Raw genomic sequence first — 21,980 nt, forward strand, 5'->3', positions numbered from 1 at the left:
TAGGAAATTAAGGCAAACGCCACCTACTGTCTTCGGTACAGTTAAACTTTTAACCTTGACTACCTTACCATAGATAAGGTAGTCAAGTCAATAAAAGTTTTGAATTTTTGTATTAAATTAGAAAGAAGCTTGTTCTACATGGATCCCAGGCCCAAATGTTGTTGTAACTGAGATATTTTTCATGTATTGACCTTTTGCTGCTGAAGGTTTAGCTTTCAACAATGTTTCATGGATCGTTTTGAAGTTTTCAATCAATTTGTCATCTTCAAAAGAAACTTTTCCGATTGGTACGTGGATGTTCCCAGCTTTGTCAACACGGTAAGTAACTTTACCAGCTTTTACTTCGTTAACTGCTTTTGTTACGTCCATTGTTACTGTACCAGTTTTAGGGTTAGGCATCAAACCTTTAGGGCCTAACACACGACCTAATTTACCAACAGTAGCCATCATGTCAGGCGTTGCAACAACAACGTCAAAATCGAACCAGCCACCTTGGATTTTTTGAACCATATCGTCGTCACCAACGAAATCAGCACCAGCTGCTTCTGCTTCTTTGGCTTTATCGCCTTTAGCAAAAACTAAAACTGTTTGTGTTTTACCAGTACCGTTTGGTAATACAACCGCGCCACGGATTTGTTGATCCGCTTTTTTAGGGTCTACGTTTAATTTGTAAGCAACTTCAACCGTTGCGTCGAATTTTGCAATATTTGTTTCTTTTGCCAAAGCTACTGCTTCTTCAACTGAATAAGCTTTTGTAGCATCAACTTTTTTCAATGCTTCTTGCATTTTTTTGCTTTTTTTAGCCATTTTGTTTCCTCCTTGATGTGGTTATAACGGTAGAACCTCCCACGTGTCCCATATTTTTCAATATGAAGCCGACTGAGAAGCTACTTCCTTAGGGCTGTAATTATTCTACAGTGATCCCCATGCTTCGTGCAGTTCCTTCAACCATGCGCATTGCTGCTTCAACGTCAGCTGCGTTTAGGTCTTCCATTTTCAATTCAGCGATTTCTTTTACTTGATCGCGTGAAACTTTTGCAACTTTTGTTTTGTTTGGTTCGCCTGAACCTTTTTCAACGTTTGCTGCTTTTTTCAACAATACTGCTGCTGGTGGTGTTTTTGTAACGAAAGTAAATGAGCGGTCTTCGTATACAGAGATCACTACTGGAATGATCAAACCTGCTTGATCAGCTGTACGAGCATTGAATTCTTTAGTGAATCCCATGATGTTGATACCCGCTTGACCTAGCGCAGGACCTACCGGTGGAGCTGGTGTTGCTTTACCTGCAGGAATTTGCAATTTAACGATTTTTTCTACTTTTTTTGCCACGAGACATACCTCCTTGAGTCCGTGATGTGGTTAATTGGAGATCCAAATTTCTCCTCCCACTTTGGTGATTCATGTGCACACACAAAAAACGTGTGACGAAAGCACACTGGAATATTATAGCATCTTTAAGGAATAATTCAAGGTTTTTCAGCTGATTTTTTTGAAAAAATACTCACCATCGCTTTTCGTCATTCCTTTGATAAAAAAATAAATAAAAATCCCTTGCTTTTGGTCTGCTTTTTTCATTCTCTCATTTTTTTATGCTACACTACTACTGGAATTCTTCCCTATTCGTTTACTACTATCGAGGTGAAAAAAATGGAACAATTAAAATACCGCAGTGTATTTGATATAATCGGTCCCATCATGGTGGGTCCCAGCAGTTCTCATACAGCCGGTGCGGCTCGGATCGGAAAAATCGTTCGCAGTATTTTTGGTGAACAGCCAGACAGTGTTGATATCCTTTTGTATGAATCGTTTGCCAAAACCTATCGCGGTCATGGAACCGATATTGCGTTAGTTGGCGGTCTTTTAGGCATGGAGCCAGATGATGCTCGCCTAGCAGACTCTTTAAAAATCGCTTATGAGAAAGGGATCGAAGTCCTATTCGTTCCTAAAAAAGAAAAAGCGGAACATCCAAATATGGTCAAGATGATTTTGACAAAAGGTAGCCACAAACTTTCTGTCACTGGTATCTCGATCGGTGGTGGTAATATTCAAATCTCAGAGCTTAACGGCTTCAAAATTTCTCTGACGCTGGGTACGCCAACTTATGTGATCGTTCATCAAGATGTTCCAGGAATGATTGCAAAAGTAACCAATTTACTATCAGAGGCTCAAATCAATATCGGTACGATGACCGTAACAAGAGAAGCTGTCGGTGATAAAGCAATCATGATCATCGAAGTCGATCAGCGCAATGATCAGCTGGCCCAACAAATCAAAGTTTTGCCACATGTTTACAGCGCTGCGTATTTTGATTAAAGGAGAAAAGGCATATGTTCTATACAATAGAAGAATTAGTAACAGAGAGTAAAAATTATCCTTCCGTTGCAGAGATGATGATTGCGATCGAAGCTGAAAATACTGGCCGTAGTCGCGAACAGATCCTTGCAATCATGGAAAAGAATTTAGTTGTTATGGAACAATCAGTCGCTGAAGGTGTCGCTGGTGTAAAATCGGTGACGGGATTGACCGGCGGCGATGCGACACGCATGAACGACTACCTTGCTGCCGGTGATTTTTTAAGCGGAGAAACCATTCTACAAGCGGTCCAAAATGCCATTGCAGTCAACGAAGTCAATGCGAAAATGGGCTTGATCTGTGCAACACCGACCGCCGGTAGTGCGGGTGTTGTTTCTGGTGTCTTGATGGCCGTACGTGAACGTTTGGCACTGACTCGAGCGCAACAAGTCGACTTTTTGTTTACAGCCGGCGCCTTTGGTCTAGTGATTGCCAACAATGCCTCGATTTCTGGAGCCGAAGGCGGTTGTCAAGCGGAGATCGGTTCTGCTAGCGCAATGGCAGCGGCAGCTTTGGTTTGTGCAAAAGGTGGCACCCCTCACCAAGCGGCTCAAGCGGTGGCGATCACCCTCAAAAATATGATGGGCTTGATTTGTGACCCTGTCGCGGGCTTAGTCGAAGTCCCATGCGTGAAGCGCAATGCCCTAGGATCTTCCCAAGCCTTTATCTCTGCCGACATGGCACTGGCAGGAATCGAAAGTGTTATCCCACCTGATGAAGTGGTCTTAGCGATGTATCAAGTCGGTCGCCAAATGCCTAGCATTTTCAAGGAAACGGCTGAAGGCGGTCTAGCCATGACACCGACTGCCCAACGCTTGCAGGCAGAAATCTTAGAAGCCAATCGTTGATTTTTTTAGAAACGAACACGAATAAAAACCAACCAAGAACAACCAATCTGTGCTTGTTCTTGGTTGGTTTTCATTTTCCCATTATTTCCAACGACGAAAAGGCAAGCACTCCCTACTTGTTAAACAAGTAACAAATGACATTGGCGGTTTTTCTACTCCCACTCGCCTACCCTATAGTGTTTCTTTTGGGCAACGGGTTTTAATACCTTCACAGGCTCGGAAAATTTAGGTTTTCCTTCTGTTTGATCCAATGGGACCAATGGCTGCTCGCTTTCTTGTGCTTTCAAGTCCATTTGTGGTTTTTCATCATTGGTAGCTTGCGCCTGATCGGCTGATTTTTGCCAGAGCTGTTTGCTGAGATCCAATAAGGGAATGATCATCATGGCGACGAGCCCGCCAGAAAAACCATTGTTATACAGATTCAAACCTCCATGTAAGAAATCAATATTCAGTACCATTGAGGCGTGGACAAAACCGACCACCAAGCCGCCTTTCCAGCCATAGGCATTTGTTACTGCACAGAGCATCATCGCAAAAATCGCTGACGTGACTGTAACCGTCTCGTTGATGGTGTATACGCTCAATAGATTGGCGATCGTCACCCCTGCCAATAAAGGCAGCGAGTTAAACACATGAGAGCCACAAGCAGAAAAGCCGATGACACAAAAGATCGCACCGATAACTGGTCCATTTAAAACCGCACCAATACTGACAACGTAAGCCACTAACAAGAATGTCATTAACCCCATATTGATCATCGTGTTATAAACGCCAGTATCCCTTAAAATATCTCGCTCGATTTTGCCACTATGCGACCAAATCGCTCGCATATTCAATCGTTTTTTCTTGATCGCCATCAACAAGCCATAGCCGACGAATACCCCTCCTAAAACCAGCATCATAAAAATCAATCGAGGTTGCTGCTCTTGAGATACTAATGTTCTTAGCTCGATCGTCAAGCCAAACATTCGGCAGATGGCAGCGACCAGTGTACATAGCATCCCTGAAGTAAATCCCGCACTGTATAGACTGACGCTTTGAAACAGCGCTTGAAAGTATAAGGCCATAGGAACCATCAAAAAACCGGTGAAGATCCCAATGCCATACCCCATCACTAGACTAAAGTATGGTGGTAAGGAATCATTGAAAGCAAAATAGCTGACGATTGGGGAAACCGATGACCCATAGAGGGCGATCAACAGAAATTTTTTCAATGGTTCGTTCATAAAATACGAATACAGTCGAACGCCTAAAAATATTGGGATAAAATTCAGGAGATTTTTTCCAAAAAAACCATAGCCAGTCACCATGAAGATCGCAGAGACTGCACCGCCCGTGATCGGTACCCGATAGTGATAGCAAATCGAGATCGCTACAAAGGTCATCAGACTGCTATTTAACAAAGCCGTCCCTACCGAGGTCATGGCAATATAATCGGTGACTAAATGACTTTCCGAAAACAAAATCAACTTGAGCTCTTCGATTGCCACCATTGGATCAAAAAACAACATAGCAAAGAAAAATAGCAGCAAATTGAAAAGAAATAACAAGCTATATCCATTATGTACAGAGATCATCCCTTTACCATGGGGATGAAAATCATTGTGAAACTTTACTCTAAAAAAAGTGACTAGTTTTGACATAGGACCCCTTCCTCTTATAAAGCGCTTACTGATTTTGAGAAAAAAAGTGGGCCAACGAATTGGTCCACTTTATTCTCATTACTGTTATTTTACCGTAAAAGAGTCATTCTTGCTAGTGAATCCAGTAGTTAAATCTTATCTACTTGCTCAAAATCAAGTTCTGTACTCGTTTCACGACCGAACATATCGATGTTCACTTTTAGTTTTTGTTTTTCTTCATCGATTTCTGCTACTTGTCCTTCTAGACCAGAAAACGCACCTTCGATGATTTTGACGGTTTCGCCAATTTCTACTTCCAGTTCAACCGTCCGAGTGCTCATACCGATCGAACGTAAAATTGAATTGATTTCTTCTTGTAATAAAGGCGCTGGCTTGCTTCCTGCACCATGGGAACCAACGAAACCTGTTACCCCAGGAGTATTACGTACAACGTACCAAGATTCATCCGTCATGACCATTTCAACTAATACATAGCCAGGAAATGTTTTATGAACGATTTCTTTGGTTTTGCCGTTTTTTTCTTCTGTTTCTACTTCTTCGGGAACGACGACACGGAAAATATAATCACCCATCCCCATGCTTTGTGCACGTGACTCTAGGTTCGCTTTTACTTTGTTTTCATAGCCAGAATACGTATGCAGTACATACCAATTTTTTTCAAAAGATTCCATTTTTTTCGGACTCCCCATCTTTTTGTAAAATAAAAAAACCTCAGCTGCACCGAAGTTTTTCCTCAAAGCGATTATAGCATGATTTGCGATAAATGACTAGCGCTATCAGTAAGAAGTCTTACTTTAGGATCCAATTGAAGACTGTTTGAATCAGTGTGTCCATCACAAAGAACATCAATGCAAAAATAATGGTTGTTTGAATCACCACAAAGGTATCTTTACGTAATTGCTTTTTTGATGGCCAAGAAACGTTTTTCATTTCTTCAACAACATTTTTCAAAAATTTCATTTGATTCCCTCCTTACTTCGTTTCACGATGCAACGTATATTGATTACAATACTTGCAAAATTTGTTGATTTCAAGGCGTTCGCCTTTTTTACCTTCACTGACTGATTTTGAATAGTTGCGGGATCCGCAGACAGAACAAGCCAAAGCAGCTTTTTTTGTTGCCATCTTAGTGTCCTCCCCCTTTTTATAAAGTTTTCCAACACTAAAAATACCATTTATTTAAGAATGTGTCAATTTTTGATTTTCTGTCGTAAAAATATAGTTTCTTCTAATTTTGTGGTATGATAATGGTGTTAAATGGGTATTTGGGAGGGAAAATTATGTTATTAAAAACAATGGTTTACAAAAAACGCGATTTAACAACGGTAAAAGAAACAGCTACTTTAGAAGAAGCGCTGGCAATTTTGGAAGAATCTGGTTATCGTTGTGTGCCTATCCTAGATGAATCAGGCAAGATTTTCAGAGGAAATATTTATAAAATGCACATTTATCGCCACAAAGCAAACGGCGGCGACATGACTTTGCCAGTCACTTATCTACTAAAAAATGCGACCAAATTTATTTATGTCAATTCTTCTTTCTTTAACGTTTTCTTCACGATCAAAGAATTGCCTTATATTGCTGTATTAGATGAAAACAATCAATTTTATGGCATCTTGACACACAGTTCTTTGTTGAACATGTTGTCACAGTCATGGAGTGTTGAGCAAGGAAGCTATGTGTTGACGATCGCATCAACTGGTCAGCAAGGCGACTTAGCAGTCATCGCAAAAATAATCGCAAAATACAGCAGTATTGCCAGCTGTATCACATTGGATATCGGTAAAGATGAATTTATCCGTCGTACGATGATCACTTTACCAGCGAACACATCAAAAGAATTATGCGACAAGATCGTTTCTCAACTGGAAGCAAAAAATTTCAAAGTTGTGGAGATCGAAGACCTAAAAGCAGAATAAAATAAAAGATCATTCCTAAGAAAGAAAGGAATGATCTTTTTTCTTGTTTCTTGAGAACCATCAAAGCAAAAAACAAGATTCTTTTTTAAACGCGTTTATCGAAACGAACGGCACGATTGATGATATACATCACAGGTGCAGTGATCGTCATCACGATAAATTCACTCAATGCCGTTGTTGCAAAGGTTGGCCAGAAAGGTAATGCTAAGGTGATGTTTAGCATAATCGCAATCAGGAACATGCTTAATGAAAAAACAATTGTATTAAATGCGAGTCTTAAGAAAACATTTGGAATCTTCTTATGTACCAAGGCAGTTGCTCCTAAGGCTAAAAAGCTTCCGAAACCGCCGAATACGACATCCAAGATCCCCATTCCAAAGAACAAGTTATACACAACGACCCCACCGACGACACCCCACATCAATTTTCTGTTGAAAACGACTAAGTGATTCAACCCTTCAGATATTCTGAATTGAATCGCTCCTGAGGCGACTGGTGCGACCAGAACCGTTACAGCAACATAAAGTGCCATAATGATCCCATTGGCTGCGACGACACGCAAACGTTGATTGGTTAGATTTGTTGATTTTTCCATTTGATCCCTACTTTCTCCGAGTTTTGATTACGCGGGATGGTTGATGAACCGCGGTGCGCTTCGCACAAGTACTTATTATACACATTAATAGCCATATATCAATGTTAAACCAGCCAAATCCTTTTCTAAATCACCTTAAAAGCTTTTTCTAAGTCAAGTTTCTCACCGATTGCCATTCATTCAGTGCTTCTTTATTCTACTTAAACAAGCTAGTCACGGCTCATGGGGTAGCTTTTCTTTTTGGCTGCCAATAAAAGCATACTTTTGGAAAGCAAACTCAATGAGAAATACTCTTGCAAAGCCTCCGCTTACTAATAAAAAAGTACCGCTAGTCATGCTGATCTTTCAGATAGCAAAACTAAAAAAAGAAGGGAGAGAAGCACTTGTAATCGATGTCGCAAATCACGTGATGGATAATCATATTTTTTTACTTTAACGAGGTACGCAATAAATGTGTTACAATATACTCAAATAAACAAAAACAAAAGGAAGGAAAGGTGTAATAATGAAAAAAATAGCGATAAACTTAATAACTCTCCTTCTGATGGTCATAGCTGTTGGTTGTGGAAATGGTAATGGTAATGAAAATATCACAAAAGAAGACTTACAAAAAAATGACTGGCTTATTGAGATAGATGATGATGATGGTGAGTATGCAGTGATGACAGCCACATTTAGTGAAACGAATCTTACTATTGGTACCGATAATAGCTCGCTACAATCAGAAGATGATGATGAACTGGAAGAGCTTGGAGTAGCTTTTGATGGGGTAGTCTGGGAAGAATTCGAGTATACCTACAACTATACCCTCGAAGACAATCAGCTAGTGATGCAAGATCCAGAATATGAAACTGAGATGTCCTACTTCTTCCTTGAAAGAGATGGTAAAAATATTATTTTTACATTTATTGAAGGAATGAACGATGAAGATGGTAGCTTTGTGCTGAAACCTCGCTAAAAAAAGGATCAGCCTATAAAGCGGGCAGCCAGTAAACTTACTTTGTGAATCCTCATATCTAGCAAAAAATACTATGGAATAAAAAACTCCTTTCCCGCTGAGGGGAAGGAATTGTTTATAGTGATCGAACCAGTTTCAAGTGCCCGATTGTGTACACATTGACTGAGTCCTTCTCTATTTAGTTGGTCGAAAGCCCGCTTTGTAAGCTTCCACCTCTGTCTTGAACATACGAATCGGACTGGTCGTTTTCTTATAGTATTGACTGCCCGGCAGGTGATAAATCTTTTGTTTTGACCCTTTGATCAATCCTTTGCCCCGTTTATCTACATATTTTTTTCGTCCATCTCGAAAGCCATTATTCGTCGTTCCAGGTGCTTTCCCACCTTTTTTTACCAGCTTAATCTGAATTGCTTCCAATTGAAAGCCAAAGCCAGAAGTTCCTGAGGACTGCCCGTTTTTTGCCCAGCCCATCCAGCCAAATTGTTGTGCATTGACTCGATAATAGACATCATAATACTTAGCGATCTCACCGGTAAGTTTGATTTGGATCGCTTCCAAACGTTGCCCCTTACCGCTTGTACCAGATAGCGCACCATTTTTTCTAAAAGATTTTTCCCATCCTTGTTTCTGAATGGATGTTTTATATTCAATACTTCCTTTATATTTTTCGTTTGTAATTTTTATTTTGATTGCTTCAAGTCGCTTCCCTTTTCCTGTAGTCCCTGACGTCTGAGCGTTTGTTTTCCATGATTGCCATCCTTGAGACTGGACATTCGTTTGATAGCTCACGCTCGGTGAAGAAGCAGCGAAAACTGTCACTGGAAAAACAACAAAACCAAGTAAGAAAACAAGTAATACAGAAACTTTTTTCATTTTATCCCCTCCTTATTTTTGATTATCTCAATATAATATCTAAAAAACAAACTTTTTATAAACAATAAGTAGTTTTTTATCAAAACAACTTATATAAATGATAACAGGACTGAAAAATCAAAAGAAGGATCACTCATGGAAATGGAAAGGAGCTTTAAACGAGGAATGCGAAAATCAATTCATTTTAAGTTAGGTTTACTTATTGTATTCCTTTCAATACTCAAAGTTGATAAGTGCATAGTATAAAACTAGCTTTTCGACTACTGGTAGAATTTACCTCTCAACGCACGATGAAAGAATCGTTGTTCATTTTTCTGAAAATCTAAAATATGAGTGCTTCCGATATGGTATAATCTATTTCGTTGAAATTGTTTTGAGAGGATGGCATGATTGAAATTATTTGGATTGACCTTTGGCTTAAGAAATGTAAAAACTGGCATTAGTGTATTTCTATGTATTTTGATTAGTTTTCTTTTGAATCGTGAAACGTATGTTGTATCGACGATCACAGCTGTTTTCACATTACGAGAAGACCATGAAAACACTGTCAAATACGGGAAACATCGGATTGCCGGCAACAGCTTTGGCGCAATCGCTTCCGTGTTTTGTATTGCGATATTTAACTTTTTCGGACATTCGTCCGTTATACAAATCATTGCGATCCCTTTAGTGATCATGTTGATGATCGCTTTATTGGTCAAATTTGATTACTCCGAGGGAACAGTTGGCGCCTGTGCCACACTATTGACGATTTTATTTATGATTCCTCAAACTGAATCATACTTGTATGCCTTTAATCGGATTATTGACAGCTTCATAGGCATGACGATCGCCATACTGGTAAATCGCTTTTTTCCATTCCCCAATAAACGCACTACCGGAACAAAGGCAACACCGAGTCAGAGCGATTCGGTTTGAAACAAAGCAGAAAAAGAACCCCATCTCAAAACGGCATTGAGATGGGGTTTTAAAAATGGATCAGTTACTGAAAAATACTTGTTGGTCTTCAACTAATGGATAAGAGATCGGTACATTGCCTTCCAAATCTTCTTTATTCATATCGACTGCAACGATCTGACTATTTTCATACGTACGATAGTAATAGATCCCTTTGTCTGTATTGCAGCAAGAAGTATAAATCGTGTATTCATAGTTTTCATTTCCAGTATCACATAGTCCTTTTTGCTGTTCGACAGAACCTAGAATATGGAAAAACTGACTAATGCTTTCGGATTCAGATTCTCCAGAAACGGAATTCAATCGGGTAAATGCCGCTTTGACAAAACGAGACATCGAAGAAAGATCTCCTGGCAGACCTAAGCCCCCCATTCCACGACTGTACTCATCAAAATCCAGCTTGTCAGAAAAATGCGTTTCTGGTGTTTTCGATGATAACACACGGTAGTTATTCAAATTGAATAACTGGTAGTCAAATGGCGGATTATTCGTTAAGACCCCGACCGGATTTTCATGAATATGAAGACCATCACTCATACTCTCAACAACGATGGCGCTCTTTTTATCAGCAATCATCCAATGCAATGGCGATAATGGTAGTTCTTCACTAAAATTGATCTTTACCAGATTAACCTTCGCCAACAGGGCTTTTGCCTCTTCCACGGTAGCGCATTGTCCTAGTAACCATGGGATGAATTCAAAAGGCGTGACGTTTTCTTTCCCCTCTTGAAACTCATTGTATACAGCATTTTCTGGAAAATTCAAACCAGCGATACCTAAGCCTTTTTCGTTGACCGCATCATAATAGAGTGGGTATTCAGCGACTCCAGCAGCAATCCCGATCATCGCATAATGGTGATCTATTTCACTTACTTTGCGAAATTTCAATTGATAATTTCTCGGAGTAATGGTCACCACTTCTTTATAAGAAACATCGTAATCAAAATTTCTGCCAAAATAATGATCCTTCGTTACATACGTTAGCGCAGTACACATCCTAATTCCTCCTAAAATAAGTTTTTACACCTTTAATTTACTCCTATCGCATTTTTTTAACAAGTAAAACGGAAGAAATATTAATAAAAAAATAGTTAGATATATTATAATTGTTTTAATACTACAAAACAACAAAAATCAGCTACCTTGAAAGTCCTCCCATCGATGAAAGCGAAAATTTATTCAAATTTAACAACATTATCACGTTTACATCGTTAAATAATGATTAAAAAACGGAATATTTCTTTATTTAAGAAGTGCTTAAATGTAAAATAGATAGAGTATTAGGAAAGAATGGTAACCGTTCTTTTTTTACAATACAAAAATACTAATTCATCGAAAATTATAAAAAGAAATTATAGTTTTCTTTGAACAAAGGGGATAAACAAATGAAAAAGACTCTATTTGGATTTGTGTTGGTAACGGCCTTATTTATGGCTGGCTGCTCGAGTGAAGACGCGGAAAGTGATACTGTCGAATCCTCACAACAAACAACAGAAACCACGACGGCGCCATCTGAAGATGATGAAGAGATAGATGATTCAGACGAAACTGATGATTCTGATGCCGACATCAGTGAAAGTTCTGAAGAAGAAACTGACAGCGAAGCGAATCAAGTGTCTGCTGACGATTTAGAAGTACAACTTGAAAAATTATCCGATACGTACGCTGAAATGATTGCAGAAGTGGAGGGTTATATTGCGAATCCTGACACGTATGACTTAACAGCCTACACCTCTATCATGCGCAATTATACTGATTTGATGAGAGAATTACAAACGACTACAGAAGCAATTGAAGCTGCTGATTTAGGTGACGGCTGGGCCTATCACGATATCTATATGGATATTTTGGAGGACTCTGTAAAACTAACAGAAGCTTTCGGTAATTTATCAGAAATGCAGCCATAATTAAAGGAGAAATGCGATGAAAAAAGTACTAATTAAACTGGTACGAATCTTAAGCATTATCGCGATTATTTTAAATGTGATAGGCACTTCTGCTCTGTTTTATATTGCTCACACTCATAATTTACTGGGATTTATGATTCAAACTTGGCAAAATAATCCATTAAATTTTAGTAATTCAGATGTGCTGATAATCAATAATGCGATTATATTTTTGGTGATTCCAATTTTACTTTTAACTTTCGTGAAAAATCCCAAAAAATAATCTTTCGTGGCTCCTCGAGCCGTAAACTTTAAAAGCAAAATCGTTTGTCCATCGATTTTGCTTTTTTTCTTTACCTTTCATTTAGAAAGTTTAAAATTCTTTAAAAAGCACAAAGTAAACATTGTAAGCGATTGCTAAAATAGGAAAACCTGCTATACTGTAAGTGTAAGGAGCAAGGATTCCCAGTAAAGCAGACGAAGCAGGTTCTGCAAGAAAAGAATTGTTGTCAACTTAGAATAAAAGACAAAGGATGTGGGAATTTGAGTTACTCCTTACTAATTGAATAGGATTCGGCGATGGGCATCGTTACCTGAGGATCAAAGTGGACATAAGAACCTTTGAGAACCTAGAAAGCACAATCGTCGAATCTATTTTTTTGCTCTTTTTTTCAGGCATCGTCCCCCCTCCTTCTGTCGAAACATGCTATAATTAATGGCATTGAACGAAAAAACGATATGGAGCTATTCATAAAATGAACTATTATTATCACTTCCTCGTGAACCCTGCCTCAGGCAGTGGACGAGGAAAAAAAGCGGTGGAACGTGTGCAAAAAATCGTAAAAAAACATCGTTTCCCCCATCAAGTCTATTTAACAAAGTCTCCAGGTGATGAACGAACGATCACACGAAAACTCTTAAAAGAACGCCTCATTCCTTGGGATGAGGTCTATTTAGAAAATGGCGAGATGCTTTATCCATTATTGGTGGTTATCGGCGGTGATGGAACGTTGCACCAAGTAGTATCAGAGTTACAGCTTGAGCAACAACAAATCCCCGTTGCCTATATCCCTGCTGGTTCAGGAAATGATTTTGCTCGGAGTATTGAGTTACCGCGGGAACCAGAAAAAGCATTTTGGAAAATTGCTGGTACTACTAAACCTCAAGAATTGACCATTATCCGTTATGAGGAGCAGATCCAAGAAGAAAATGGCATTGCCCTTAACAATGTCGGAATTGGTCTTGATGCGGCAATCGTCTATACCACCAATCACTCTATGGCAAAAAGCAATCTAAATAAGTTTAATCTTGGCTCCTTTTCCTATATCGCTGCGATTATTCGGGTTTTGTTTCGCCAAAAAGGCTTCCCGATCTTAGTTGAGTGCAATGGGCAGCAGTTCAGTTACAAAAAAGCTTTTTTATGTACCACGACCAATCATCCTTACTTTGGCGGCGGTGTGGCGATTGCCCCAACTGCTTCAGTCAAAGAGAAAAAGTTTGATTTCGTTCTTGTCGAACGTGTGTCGCTTTTTAAGATTTTTTGGCTGATCGGCTTACTGATGCGAAAGAAACACATGAATTCACGTTACTTTCACCATCTTTCCACTTCGAAGCTGAGAATCATCTCCCCCGTTCCTCAACATGGACAAGAAGATGGCGAGGAAATGGGGCAACGCCCCTTTGATATTACCTTTACCACGGCTTCACAATTATTCTGGTGCCCATAAAAAAACGATACAAATCGCTGCTGATTTGTATCGTTTTTCTATACGTTCGATCATTAATTTTTCGCCGAGTGGTATTGCCAACGACGGCTTCCTTCTCTTCCCAAAATAAATTGGAGCATTGAAAATACGGCAGCAAAAGCAACTAGTACGAAGCCATTGAACCAAAAAGATTCTGTGAACGCTTGATTATAAGTGAGGGTTTCACTGATCAATGTATTGTTTTGTACAAACCAATAGGTTGGCGTAAACGCTGCAATTTTATTGACGATATCTGGCAGGAAATTCGCGGATACAAAGACACCACCGACAAAACAACTTCCTGTTATGAAGATATTGCTGATCCCACCGATCGCTTCTGAGTTTTTCACCAGGGAAGTGACACAAGCTGAAAAGCTGATAACTGGCAATAAAAACAAGAACGTATTCAAAATGTGGTACCAGGCTGCTGTATCCCAAGACGTGCGAATCACTAATAGCACCATCAGCAGTAGAAAGCCGAAGGTCAAGAGTAGCGAGTAGCTGATCAAACTTAGAAGGATTTTCCGCTGCAATACACGCTTCGGAAGTGGTGCACTCTGGTTTCGCTTGCTGATTTCTTTGCGATTGAATGCCAAGTTGATCACACCAAACCCGCTAAATACCGAGAGAAAGAGCCCATAAGACAATAAGTTAAAGGTCATGCCAGTCAACAGTTTTTTCATTCGCTGCCCATACTCTGCACTCAGCTTCACATCCCCTGTGACCGCCAGTGCAGATTGCGCTTGTTCTATCGCCGATCCGACGGTTTTGCCTTCCTCCTGAAACAAAAGGACTGTTTGTAAAAAAGTGTTCACTTGCTGAGTGACGACTGTTTTAGAAAAGGCATCGGGTCGACTTTGAATCTCGATCGTCGGCATCTTGCCTGCCTCAACTTGATGAGTGAAATCTGCTGGCACATGCAAGACGATGTTTACACGATTAAAATAAAGCGCATCATCAATTTCTTTTTGCGAGGTGCCATCCAAAGTGACCAAGGTTTGCTTTTCTTTTAAATAGGCTCGGAGACCATTCACGACAGGCGACTCCTCTTCACTGATCAAAGCAATTTTTGCCTCTTGCAAAGAGGTGTTTTCGACATCGATGCTTTGTGCATAAAAGAATGTGACAACAACAGTGATCAATACCCCAATCAGTAAGTTCGACTTATTTGCTTTAAGCAAAGTCCAAATCGTTTTATAAAGCGTCATAGCGCACCCCTCTTTCGATCCAAGCATTCCCGATGGCAAATAGGACGATAAAGCCAGTCAGCCATAGAAGATTGGTATAAAAGCTAGTCAAATCTGTATAGTAGTACAATTGATACAGGCTTTCACTGATCAAATTGACGAGATTCACTTGCCCCAACAGTGGCACATGCAGATCAAGCCAATACTTGATTTGTTCCGAGCCCATCATCCCGGCAAAAAAGCTCATTGCCATCGTCACAGAGACCAAAATACCATCCTTTTGTACCAAATTCATTTTTGGTGTCAGATTCCCAATCAATGTCCCTAGCAAAATCGCACACAATGATCCTAATGCGGCAACCAGCAGTAACCACTGCCAACGTTGGCCGAAGTCTACTTGATAGACAAAACGAAAGACGGCTAAGATAAGATAGATTTCGACTAACACAATCGTAAAACTTGCCGCTAAATTCGCACTTGAAACCAATGTCCGTTTCCTTGGTATCAAGGAAAGCCGAATACCATTCGCGGATTGATTGGCTTGCTGATCCTGGACATTGCGGACACCCCACATCGTCCCGTAAAGGATCGCCATCCCGATCAACGTAAAGAAATAGAAACTTTTGAAACTCATGTCACGATCAGCATTCACTTCTTGAAAAGTCGCTTCCTGCTCAAAAGCCGATAGAATTGGTGCCAGATCAAGGCTCTCAAGTTCTGCCGCTTTACTAGCAATGATTGCTGTGCGTTGTAAAAATTGATCCATTACATTTTTCATCAACGACTGGCTCATGCCCGCTTGGCCCACATGCAGAGAAATGGTTTCATCATCAATCAGATAATACCCAGCTAAATCACCGGCAGTCAGCTTCTCAGCTGCCTCTGCCTCTTGTAATTCCTCGAGTTCAAATAATGGTTTTTCATTGATTTTTACTTGTTCAAGGACGGTGGAAAAATTTTCCGAAAGCGCTGTTTGATCTCCAGTCTTTACGATCCCCGTTGTGATCGTTTCTAGATTGCCCGCTTGATCGATCTCCCCGAAGGCAGCCATAAACATTAGACCTAAGAGGATAGGAAACGCCAACGTCCAAAACAGCATGGATTTATTTCGCAGCAGTACTTTTGTGCGGTATTTATAAAAATGCCAAAACATTGTGATTCCCTCCTTTAGTCTCTCAATTCCTTGCCCGTGATCTCTAAAAAGACATCATTCAAGGTGGCTTCTTTGGTTGCAATTTTTCCATAAGTGATATGCTCTGCTTGTAAGAGCATCAGAATCGGTAATAAAACTGTATTCAGCTCCGTCGTTGTTACTTCAAGCTGACCGTTTTTATAGGCGATCCCATCAGAAGCAATGGTTTGCTGAATCGTTGTCAATACAGGCTCAGGCAGTAAGGGGATATCGATGGTCAAACGATCCGCTGTCCGTACCATATCTTTTAGAGATTCCTTGGTTCCTTTAGCAATCACCTGTCCTTGATCCATAATCACGATCTGGTCACAAAGAATCTCCACCTCTTCCATGTAATGGGTCGTATAAACAATCGTCGCTCCTTGACGATTCAGTTCTTTGATACTTTCTAAAATTTTGTTCCGACTTTGAGGATCGACCGCTACCGTGGGTTCATCTAAAAAGATCAAGCGCGGCTTATGAGCGATCCCGCAGGCGATATTCAATCGTCGCTTCAACCCACCGCTGAGCTCGCCTGGGTGAAACGTCACAAAATTTTCCAATCCCACTAATTGAATCACTTCTTCGATCAAGGCTTGGCGTTTCTGTTTGTCAGCAACATATAAACCGCAAAAGTAATCGATATTTTCTTGCACACTAAGTTCTTCAAAGACGGCAACATCTTGAGGAACGACGCCAATCATTGCCTTGACGGCATAATTTTCCGGCGTCATGATTGATCCAAACAGTTTAATGGTCCCTTTGTCATAATTTAACAAAGAGAGCATACAGTTGATGGCGGTGGATTTTCCGCTCCCGTTTGGTCCCAATAATCCTAAAACTTCTCCTTCTTGAACTTGCAGATCAAAATGGTTCAATGCCACAAAATCACCATAGCGTTTTACTAATTTATCAATTTCGATAATCATGATGAAAAACTCCTTCCAAATTTCTTGTTAATCTGACTATAATAAAGTTCAAGGAAAGAAACTAGTGACGATTGGCTAAACCAACCATGACATTTGTCACAATGAAGGAGTCTCCTATGACGAACTATCGACCACTCACCGAAGCGGGCTTTTCCCTCGCTATCTCATTGTTCTTATTGGTAAACCAAGGATTTGTTGCTGTGCAAGTCATCTATCTGCTGATCGCTGTTTTATTTACTGGCGTCAGTTATTTGCTGCCTAAGAAACCAAGCTGGTTTTTTCAAGTTATTCTGTTGCTGCTATGTGCCTTTTGGCCAGCGCTTGCCCTCTTTTTGCCCGCAATGATGCGGGTGATCGCTCCAAAAGAAAGACAAGATGATGGTTTATTCCTATTAGGTTTTTTGTTGATTTCGACGGTTGGCAACCATTCACCCACTGAGCTCGCCTTTATCATCCTGCTACTGCTTTTCGCTTTTTATTTACGAAAAAAAGAGCAGCGAATGATCGATCTTGAGAAAAAATATATTGCTTCAAAAGATACCCATTGGGAAAAGCAGCAGCAGTTATCGGAACAAAACAAAGCATTAGCCCTGTCACAAGAGACAAAATTAGCCTTACAAATCGCGGAAGAACGAAATCGAATCGCGCGAGATATCCATGACAATGTCGGCCATCTACTTTCGAGTGCCATTTTACAAATTGGTGCGCTTGAAATGATCAATCAAGAGCCGAAATTAAATGTGCCGTTAGCAAATTTGAGTGCAACGGTTCACACTGGGATGGATCGCATTCGGCAAAGCGTTCATGATCTCCATGAAACATCGATTTCTTTTCCGCAAGCCATAGAGTTTCTGATTGCTGATTTCCCCTCTTCCATAACGATTGAAGGAAACTTGTTTGAAGGATTGAGCGAAGCACAGCAAAACTGTTTCTTAATGGTCATCAAAGAAGCCTTGACCAACAGCATCAAACACAGTCATGCCAAAACCGTTGTCGTGCATTTTCGCACGCTGCCCGCCTTTTACCGTTTGCAAATCACCAACGAGGACGTCAATTCACCCCAAACTGCAAACAGCGGAATCGGTCTGAAAACGATGCGTCAACGGGTCCAGGAGCTGCAAGGTCAAGTTCATATTTTGCAAGAAAACCAACGCTTTCAGTTGACGATCATTTTACCAAAGGAGGAACACCAATGATTACTGTAGTCATTATTGATGATGACCCGTTTGTGACGACCTCGTTACAAACCATTCTTGAAAGCACAGAAGAGATTCAGGTGTTGGGTATCGGTCATTGTGCCAAAGACGCCATTGCTCTTTACGAAGCCCATCGTCCTGACGTTTTGTTGACCGACATCCGTATGCCGGAACAAACTGGGATCGCTGCTGCCAAAGAAATACTGGCTAAATTTCCGCAAGCGATCCTCTTGCTTTTGACCACCTTCAAAGATCAAGAATACATTCGTGAAGCCTTTTCTATCGGTGTCAAAGGATATTTGATCAAACAGAACCTGCAAGCGATCATCCCTTCTGTCAAAGCCGCATACAATGGGCAAGTCGTGTTTGGGAATGAGATCGTCGAGACCTTCACGCAAATGATGAAGAACCAACCAGCGATAGATAATCAAGCATCTTTTAGCGAACGTGAACTTGCGATCATCAAAGAAGTAGCAGCGGGTAAAAATAATAAAGAAATCGCCGATGCCTTGTATCTAAGTGATGGAACCATTCGTAATTACATCAGTCAATTACTAGAAAAGCTGGAGTTGCGGGATCGCACGCAATTAGCGATCTATTATTATCAGCATTTAAAGTAAACCTCATCGATTGCAAAAAAGCCTGAAGAATGCGAAGCTGCATTCTTCAGGCTTTTTGTTTTCTATTCGAATATCCGACTGTCGTAGTTTTTTGGTGGACAAGCTATGGATTTCCAGGACTGCCAGGATTCGTTGGATTATTCGGTGTGTTAGGCGGAAAAATCGGTGCCTTATCTAACGTTTTTTCTAAGCCAGATTCTTCCCGATCGCCTCGTTCTGACTCAGGACTTTCATCCAATTTGAATTCTTTTTCCATCTCATCTAACTTTTTAAAGTCGTTGCCAGATTCTTTTGCTAATTTTGCTAATTTATCTTCGGTTTCTTTCGCCATAACGTAACGCCTCCTTTTGATTTTAGCTTAGCATAAGAAGCTAAAAAACCAAAAGAAAGCGCTCACTAACGACCCTTTTTTTGTATTTTCTCATCTTTGAATCATCCATTTTTTGTGGGCATAAAGTCGTATGGAGAACAATCCTTCATGCCAATCATTGGATCCACTAAATGCTTTTTGACCATCGTTAAAGTCAATACACCATCGTTTGGTGTTTCTTCGATGAGTGCTTCTTCCCCCGTGGTCCCTTCACTTAGAACCTTATCCCCTGACAGAGGTTTTGCCGTTTCTGTCTGATTTGATGCTGACGGCTCCGTCTCGGCAAAAGCAAACAAATCAAGCCCACTATCTGAGGTCTTTTCTACCGCTTGCTTGTTAGCAGTAACTTCAGTGCTGGATTGCTCCTTTATCTTCGTCGAAGACGTTTTTACTTTCGTGTCAACAGAGGAATCATCATAAAATGGATCATCCGCTTCTTCAAATTGGGCCAATTTTGCTCGTTGCAACGGCGTCATTTTTTCTGTGCCATTGATGCGTTCTTTCAGCGTCGTTAAACGAGTCGCAGATTCGTGGTTGACACAAGTTTGGTACGCTTGTGGTTCACCAAGTAAAATCAGCATCTCTTTGCTGCGGGTCACAGCAGTATATAGCAAATTGCGCTGCAGCATACGTTGGTATTGATGAACCATCGGCAAAATAACCATTTGAAATTCACTGCCTTGAGATTTATGGATCGAACAACAGTAGGATAACGTGATCTTGTTCCATTCATTCCGCTTATAGGTCACTTCGTTGGCATCAAATTGAATGACCAGCTCGTCGATCTTGTCTTCCGACTGTTTGGCTAGAGTGATCCCAACGATTTGACCCATATCGCCATTAAACACGTTATCTTCAGGAGAGTTTACCAACTGCAAAACCTTATCGCCGATACGATACACCGTATCATTGAAGGTCACCTCTTTTTTGGTCCCATCATTGGGGTTAAAAATCTCTTGCATCATTTTATTAATAGCATCGATACCCGCTGCCCCACGATACATCGGTGCCAACACTTGAATATCTTGCGGCGTATAGCCTTTGTCTTTTGCCCGTTTCACGATTTGAGCGATCAACGGTTCGATTTTGTAAGCATCACACGCAAAGAAAGAACGATCTTTTTGGTTTTGTGTAAAATCAGCAGGCAGCTGCCCGTTTTTTATGGCATGGGCGAGTGGAATAATACTTGACCCGTCTCCTTGACGATAGATTTCCGTCAATTCTTGTTTCGGGATCGCATCGATCGCTAGCAAGTCATGAAGGACTTGCCCTGGTCCCACAGAAGGAAGCTGATCTTTATCCCCCACAAAAATCACTTGCATGTTCGTAGGAATCGACTTAAAGAGGGTATTCGCCAGCCATGTATCCACCATAGACATCTCATCGACGATCAGTAAGCCGCCTTCTAATTCTTTTGGACTGATCGATGGCGCTTTTTCACGTCCGTTCAAGCCTAACAAACGATGAATCGTACCACTTGGCAAGCCAGTCGTTTCGTTCATTCGTTTGGCGGCTCGACCAGTCGGTGCTGCCAAGAGAATCGGAAAGGTTTCGTCGCTGTATTTTGATGGCTCTAAGTCCAAATCATTCAATTCAGCAAACAATTGTACGATCCCATTGATCACCGTCGTTTTCCCAGTACCAGGTCCTCCTGTCAAAATAAACAATGGCGAACGAATGGCTTCTTTGATTGCTTCTTCTTGCGAAGACCCATAGGTGATGCCTAAATGCTTCTCAATTTTTCGCAGCGTTTTGCTGATTGTTTTCTCAGGATACACGATCTCTTTTTTGCGGGAAAGCAAGCGTTCGATGGAACTAGCGATTCCCCACTCAGAAAAGTACAAACTGTTTTCATATAAACGAGTTTCTTCTTGCTGGATTTTTCCTTCTTCCACTAATTGAATGATCGTTGATGCCAGGTCGTCTGGCGCGATCTCAATAGGTCGACTCGTCTCTAATAAACGCAGTGTCTGCTCTAACAAGTCCTGGGCATGGATAAAGGTATTACCTGTCTGCAAGGATTGGGCAAAGATCTGATGCAAGACTGCGGCTCGAAACCGTTGCGGTGACGAAGCTTCGATCCCTAGCTGCTCAGCGATGCCATCTGCGCGTTTAAAGCCAATGCCTTCAATGTCTTCCACCAGCTGGTAAGGATTTTCTTCGATAATTGCTAATGCTTCATTTTTGTAGGCTTGGTAGATTGCAAAAGAAAGCTGACTACCAAAACCATAACGGCTCAAGCCAACGATCACTTGATCCATCCCATGATTTTGCCGAACGGTATCTAAAATCATTTTTTGCTTACTTTCATTCAATCCTGGAATCTGCTCCAACAATGTTGGTTCTTCCAGCATCCGGTCGATCGCTTCTTCTCCTAAAAGATCAACGATTTTTTCAGCGGTCTTCTTACCGATCCCAGGAAATTTTTCTCCAGAAAGATAGGCGATCAACCCTTGTTCAGAGGTCGGTTGTTCTTGTTGGTAGCTTTCGGCCTTCAACTGGACGCCATACTTGGGATGATTGACCAGCTCACCAAAAAACCGATACTTTTCCTCTTCTTGGATTTCGCCGAAACTACCAGTAACGACGATCTCCGAGTCTTTGTAGTCGGCATTATTCTCAGTGACTTTAACTAATAGTACTTTATAAAAATTGCTGGGATTCTGGAAAAAGATGGCGGCAACATGGCCGACAAAAAACGTTCTTTCTGGAATCATGGTGCCGCTCCTT

General features: G+C 40.8%; 24 protein-coding genes and 1 other annotated feature (1 of these 25 cut by a window edge). Of the genes, 10 read left to right on the forward strand and 14 right to left on the reverse strand.

Annotation, left to right across the window (positions count from 1 at the left end; all coding sequences use genetic code 11):
* Positions 1–54: a sequence feature (ribosomal protein L10 leader region), on the reverse strand; it reaches 73 nt to the left of the window's first position.
* 63 nt (positions 55–117) lie between these two features.
* Positions 118–807, reverse strand: coding sequence for a 50S ribosomal protein L1 (gene rplA / locus IGI82_RS11230; protein ID WP_005229790.1), 690 nt, complete (start codon positions 805–807; stop codon positions 118–120).
* A gap of 100 nt (positions 808–907) precedes the next feature.
* A complete protein-coding gene (gene rplK, locus IGI82_RS11235) occupies positions 908–1,330 on the reverse strand; it encodes a 50S ribosomal protein L11 (RefSeq protein WP_005229787.1) in 423 nt (140 codons plus the stop codon).
* Positions 1,331–1,648: 318 nt separating this feature from the next.
* On the opposite strand from rplK, the gene sdaAB reads away from it, so the two are divergent.
* Both sdaAB and sdaAA read left to right on the forward strand, forming a co-directional pair.
* On the forward strand, positions 1,649–2,314 hold the full coding sequence (gene sdaAB / locus IGI82_RS11240) for an L-serine ammonia-lyase, iron-sulfur-dependent subunit beta (protein ID WP_005229781.1): 666 nt from the start codon (positions 1,649–1,651) through the stop codon (positions 2,312–2,314).
* Positions 2,315–2,328: 14 nt separating this feature from the next.
* Positions 2,329–3,201, forward strand: a complete 873-nt coding sequence (gene sdaAA / locus IGI82_RS11245) for an L-serine ammonia-lyase, iron-sulfur-dependent, subunit alpha (RefSeq protein WP_010749448.1) — start codon at positions 2,329–2,331, stop codon at positions 3,199–3,201.
* Positions 3,202–3,353: 152 nt separating this feature from the next.
* On the opposite strand, the gene IGI82_RS11250 is transcribed toward sdaAA, so the two are convergent.
* The 4 genes from IGI82_RS11250 to rpmG form a co-directional block, all read right to left on the reverse strand.
* Complete coding sequence (locus tag IGI82_RS11250) at positions 3,354–4,844, reverse strand: DUF1576 domain-containing protein (RefSeq protein ID WP_087627670.1); 1,491 nt, start codon at positions 4,842–4,844, stop codon at positions 3,354–3,356.
* Between the two features lie 128 nt (positions 4,845–4,972).
* Positions 4,973–5,515, reverse strand: coding sequence for a transcription termination/antitermination protein NusG (gene nusG, locus IGI82_RS11255; protein ID WP_005229769.1), 543 nt, complete (start codon positions 5,513–5,515; stop codon positions 4,973–4,975).
* A 118-nt stretch (positions 5,516–5,633) separates the two neighbouring features.
* Positions 5,634–5,804, reverse strand: a complete 171-nt coding sequence (secE, locus tag IGI82_RS11260; RefSeq protein ID WP_005229766.1) for a preprotein translocase subunit SecE — start codon at positions 5,802–5,804, stop codon at positions 5,634–5,636.
* A gap of 12 nt (positions 5,805–5,816) precedes the next feature.
* Positions 5,817–5,969 (reverse strand): 50S ribosomal protein L33, encoded by a 153-nt coding sequence (gene rpmG / locus IGI82_RS11265; RefSeq protein ID WP_005229764.1) that lies wholly within the window; start codon positions 5,967–5,969, stop codon positions 5,817–5,819.
* 155 nt (positions 5,970–6,124) lie between these two features.
* Between rpmG and cbpA the strand changes: the two genes are divergently transcribed.
* The gene (cbpA, locus tag IGI82_RS11270; protein WP_005229762.1) at positions 6,125–6,763 is read left to right on the forward strand and encodes a cyclic di-AMP binding protein CbpA; all 639 of its coding nucleotides are present in this window, start codon (positions 6,125–6,127) and stop codon (positions 6,761–6,763) included.
* A gap of 85 nt (positions 6,764–6,848) precedes the next feature.
* Here the strand turns inward: cbpA and IGI82_RS11275 are convergent, their stop codons facing one another.
* A complete protein-coding gene (locus IGI82_RS11275; protein WP_005229760.1) occupies positions 6,849–7,358 on the reverse strand; it encodes a QueT transporter family protein in 510 nt (169 codons plus the stop codon).
* A gap of 505 nt (positions 7,359–7,863) precedes the next feature.
* On the opposite strand from IGI82_RS11275, the gene IGI82_RS11280 reads away from it, so the two are divergent.
* Positions 7,864–8,316, forward strand: coding sequence for a hypothetical protein (locus tag IGI82_RS11280; protein WP_087628178.1), 453 nt, complete (start codon positions 7,864–7,866; stop codon positions 8,314–8,316).
* Positions 8,317–8,490: 174 nt separating this feature from the next.
* On the opposite strand, the gene IGI82_RS11285 is transcribed toward IGI82_RS11280, so the two are convergent.
* Entirely contained in the window at positions 8,491–9,189 is a 699-nt protein-coding gene (locus IGI82_RS11285; RefSeq protein WP_115232505.1) for a sunset domain-containing protein, read from the reverse strand.
* A gap of 390 nt (positions 9,190–9,579) precedes the next feature.
* Here IGI82_RS11285 and IGI82_RS11290 point away from each other — a divergent pair, with 390 nt between their 5' ends.
* On the forward strand, positions 9,580–10,107 hold the full coding sequence (locus tag IGI82_RS11290) for an FUSC family protein (RefSeq protein WP_015509959.1): 528 nt from the start codon (positions 9,580–9,582) through the stop codon (positions 10,105–10,107).
* Between the two features lie 60 nt (positions 10,108–10,167).
* On the opposite strand, the gene bsh is transcribed toward IGI82_RS11290, so the two are convergent.
* Positions 10,168–11,142, reverse strand: coding sequence for a choloylglycine hydrolase (gene bsh, locus IGI82_RS11295; RefSeq protein ID WP_118215480.1), 975 nt, complete (start codon positions 11,140–11,142; stop codon positions 10,168–10,170).
* A 389-nt stretch (positions 11,143–11,531) separates the two neighbouring features.
* On the opposite strand from bsh, the gene IGI82_RS11300 reads away from it, so the two are divergent.
* From IGI82_RS11300 to IGI82_RS11310, 3 genes are all read left to right on the forward strand, one after another.
* Entirely contained in the window at positions 11,532–12,053 is a 522-nt protein-coding gene (locus IGI82_RS11300; protein WP_438842229.1) for a hypothetical protein, read from the forward strand.
* 16 nt (positions 12,054–12,069) lie between these two features.
* Positions 12,070–12,315, forward strand: coding sequence for a hypothetical protein (locus IGI82_RS11305; RefSeq protein ID WP_015509962.1), 246 nt, complete (start codon positions 12,070–12,072; stop codon positions 12,313–12,315).
* Positions 12,316–12,787: 472 nt separating this feature from the next.
* Entirely contained in the window at positions 12,788–13,759 is a 972-nt protein-coding gene (locus IGI82_RS11310; protein ID WP_128432171.1) for a diacylglycerol/lipid kinase family protein, read from the forward strand.
* Positions 13,760–13,812: 53 nt separating this feature from the next.
* Here the strand turns inward: IGI82_RS11310 and IGI82_RS11315 are convergent, their stop codons facing one another.
* Genes IGI82_RS11315 through IGI82_RS11325 form a run of 3 tightly spaced genes read right to left on the reverse strand, consistent with a single transcriptional unit; the run spans position 13,813 to position 17,064 of the window.
* On the reverse strand, positions 13,813–14,985 hold the full coding sequence (locus IGI82_RS11315; protein ID WP_438842230.1) for an ABC transporter permease: 1,173 nt from the start codon (positions 14,983–14,985) through the stop codon (positions 13,813–13,815).
* Positions 14,972–16,117, reverse strand: coding sequence for an ABC transporter permease (locus IGI82_RS11320; RefSeq protein WP_221692904.1), 1,146 nt, complete (start codon positions 16,115–16,117; stop codon positions 14,972–14,974). The genes IGI82_RS11315 and IGI82_RS11320 overlap by 14 nt, the downstream gene beginning before the upstream one ends.
* A 14-nt stretch (positions 16,118–16,131) precedes the next feature.
* Entirely contained in the window at positions 16,132–17,064 is a 933-nt protein-coding gene (locus IGI82_RS11325; protein WP_438842231.1) for an ABC transporter ATP-binding protein, read from the reverse strand.
* Positions 17,065–17,150: 86 nt separating this feature from the next.
* Here IGI82_RS11325 and IGI82_RS11330 point away from each other — a divergent pair, with 86 nt between their 5' ends.
* Together IGI82_RS11330 and IGI82_RS11335 are read left to right on the forward strand one after the other, a co-directional pair.
* Positions 17,151–18,260: a sensor histidine kinase gene (locus IGI82_RS11330; protein WP_438842232.1), complete on the forward strand. Its 1,110-nt coding sequence runs from the start codon at positions 17,151–17,153 to the stop codon at positions 18,258–18,260.
* The gene (locus IGI82_RS11335; RefSeq protein ID WP_010749438.1) at positions 18,257–18,880 is read left to right on the forward strand and encodes a response regulator transcription factor; all 624 of its coding nucleotides are present in this window, start codon (positions 18,257–18,259) and stop codon (positions 18,878–18,880) included. Before IGI82_RS11330 ends, IGI82_RS11335 begins: the two co-directional genes overlap by 4 nt.
* Positions 18,881–18,983: 103 nt before the next feature.
* On the opposite strand, the gene IGI82_RS11340 is transcribed toward IGI82_RS11335, so the two are convergent.
* Positions 18,984–19,211 (reverse strand): hypothetical protein, encoded by a 228-nt coding sequence (locus IGI82_RS11340; RefSeq protein WP_005229738.1) that lies wholly within the window; start codon positions 19,209–19,211, stop codon positions 18,984–18,986.
* Positions 19,212–19,312: 101 nt separating this feature from the next.
* Entirely contained in the window at positions 19,313–21,967 is a 2,655-nt protein-coding gene (gene recD2 / locus IGI82_RS11345; protein WP_438842233.1) for an SF1B family DNA helicase RecD2, read from the reverse strand.
* Positions 21,968–21,980 lie beyond the last annotated feature (13 nt).

This window comes from Enterococcus sp. AZ067 (assembly GCF_051715005.1).
GTDB lineage: Bacteria > Bacillota > Bacilli > Lactobacillales > Enterococcaceae > Enterococcus_D > Enterococcus_D casseliflavus.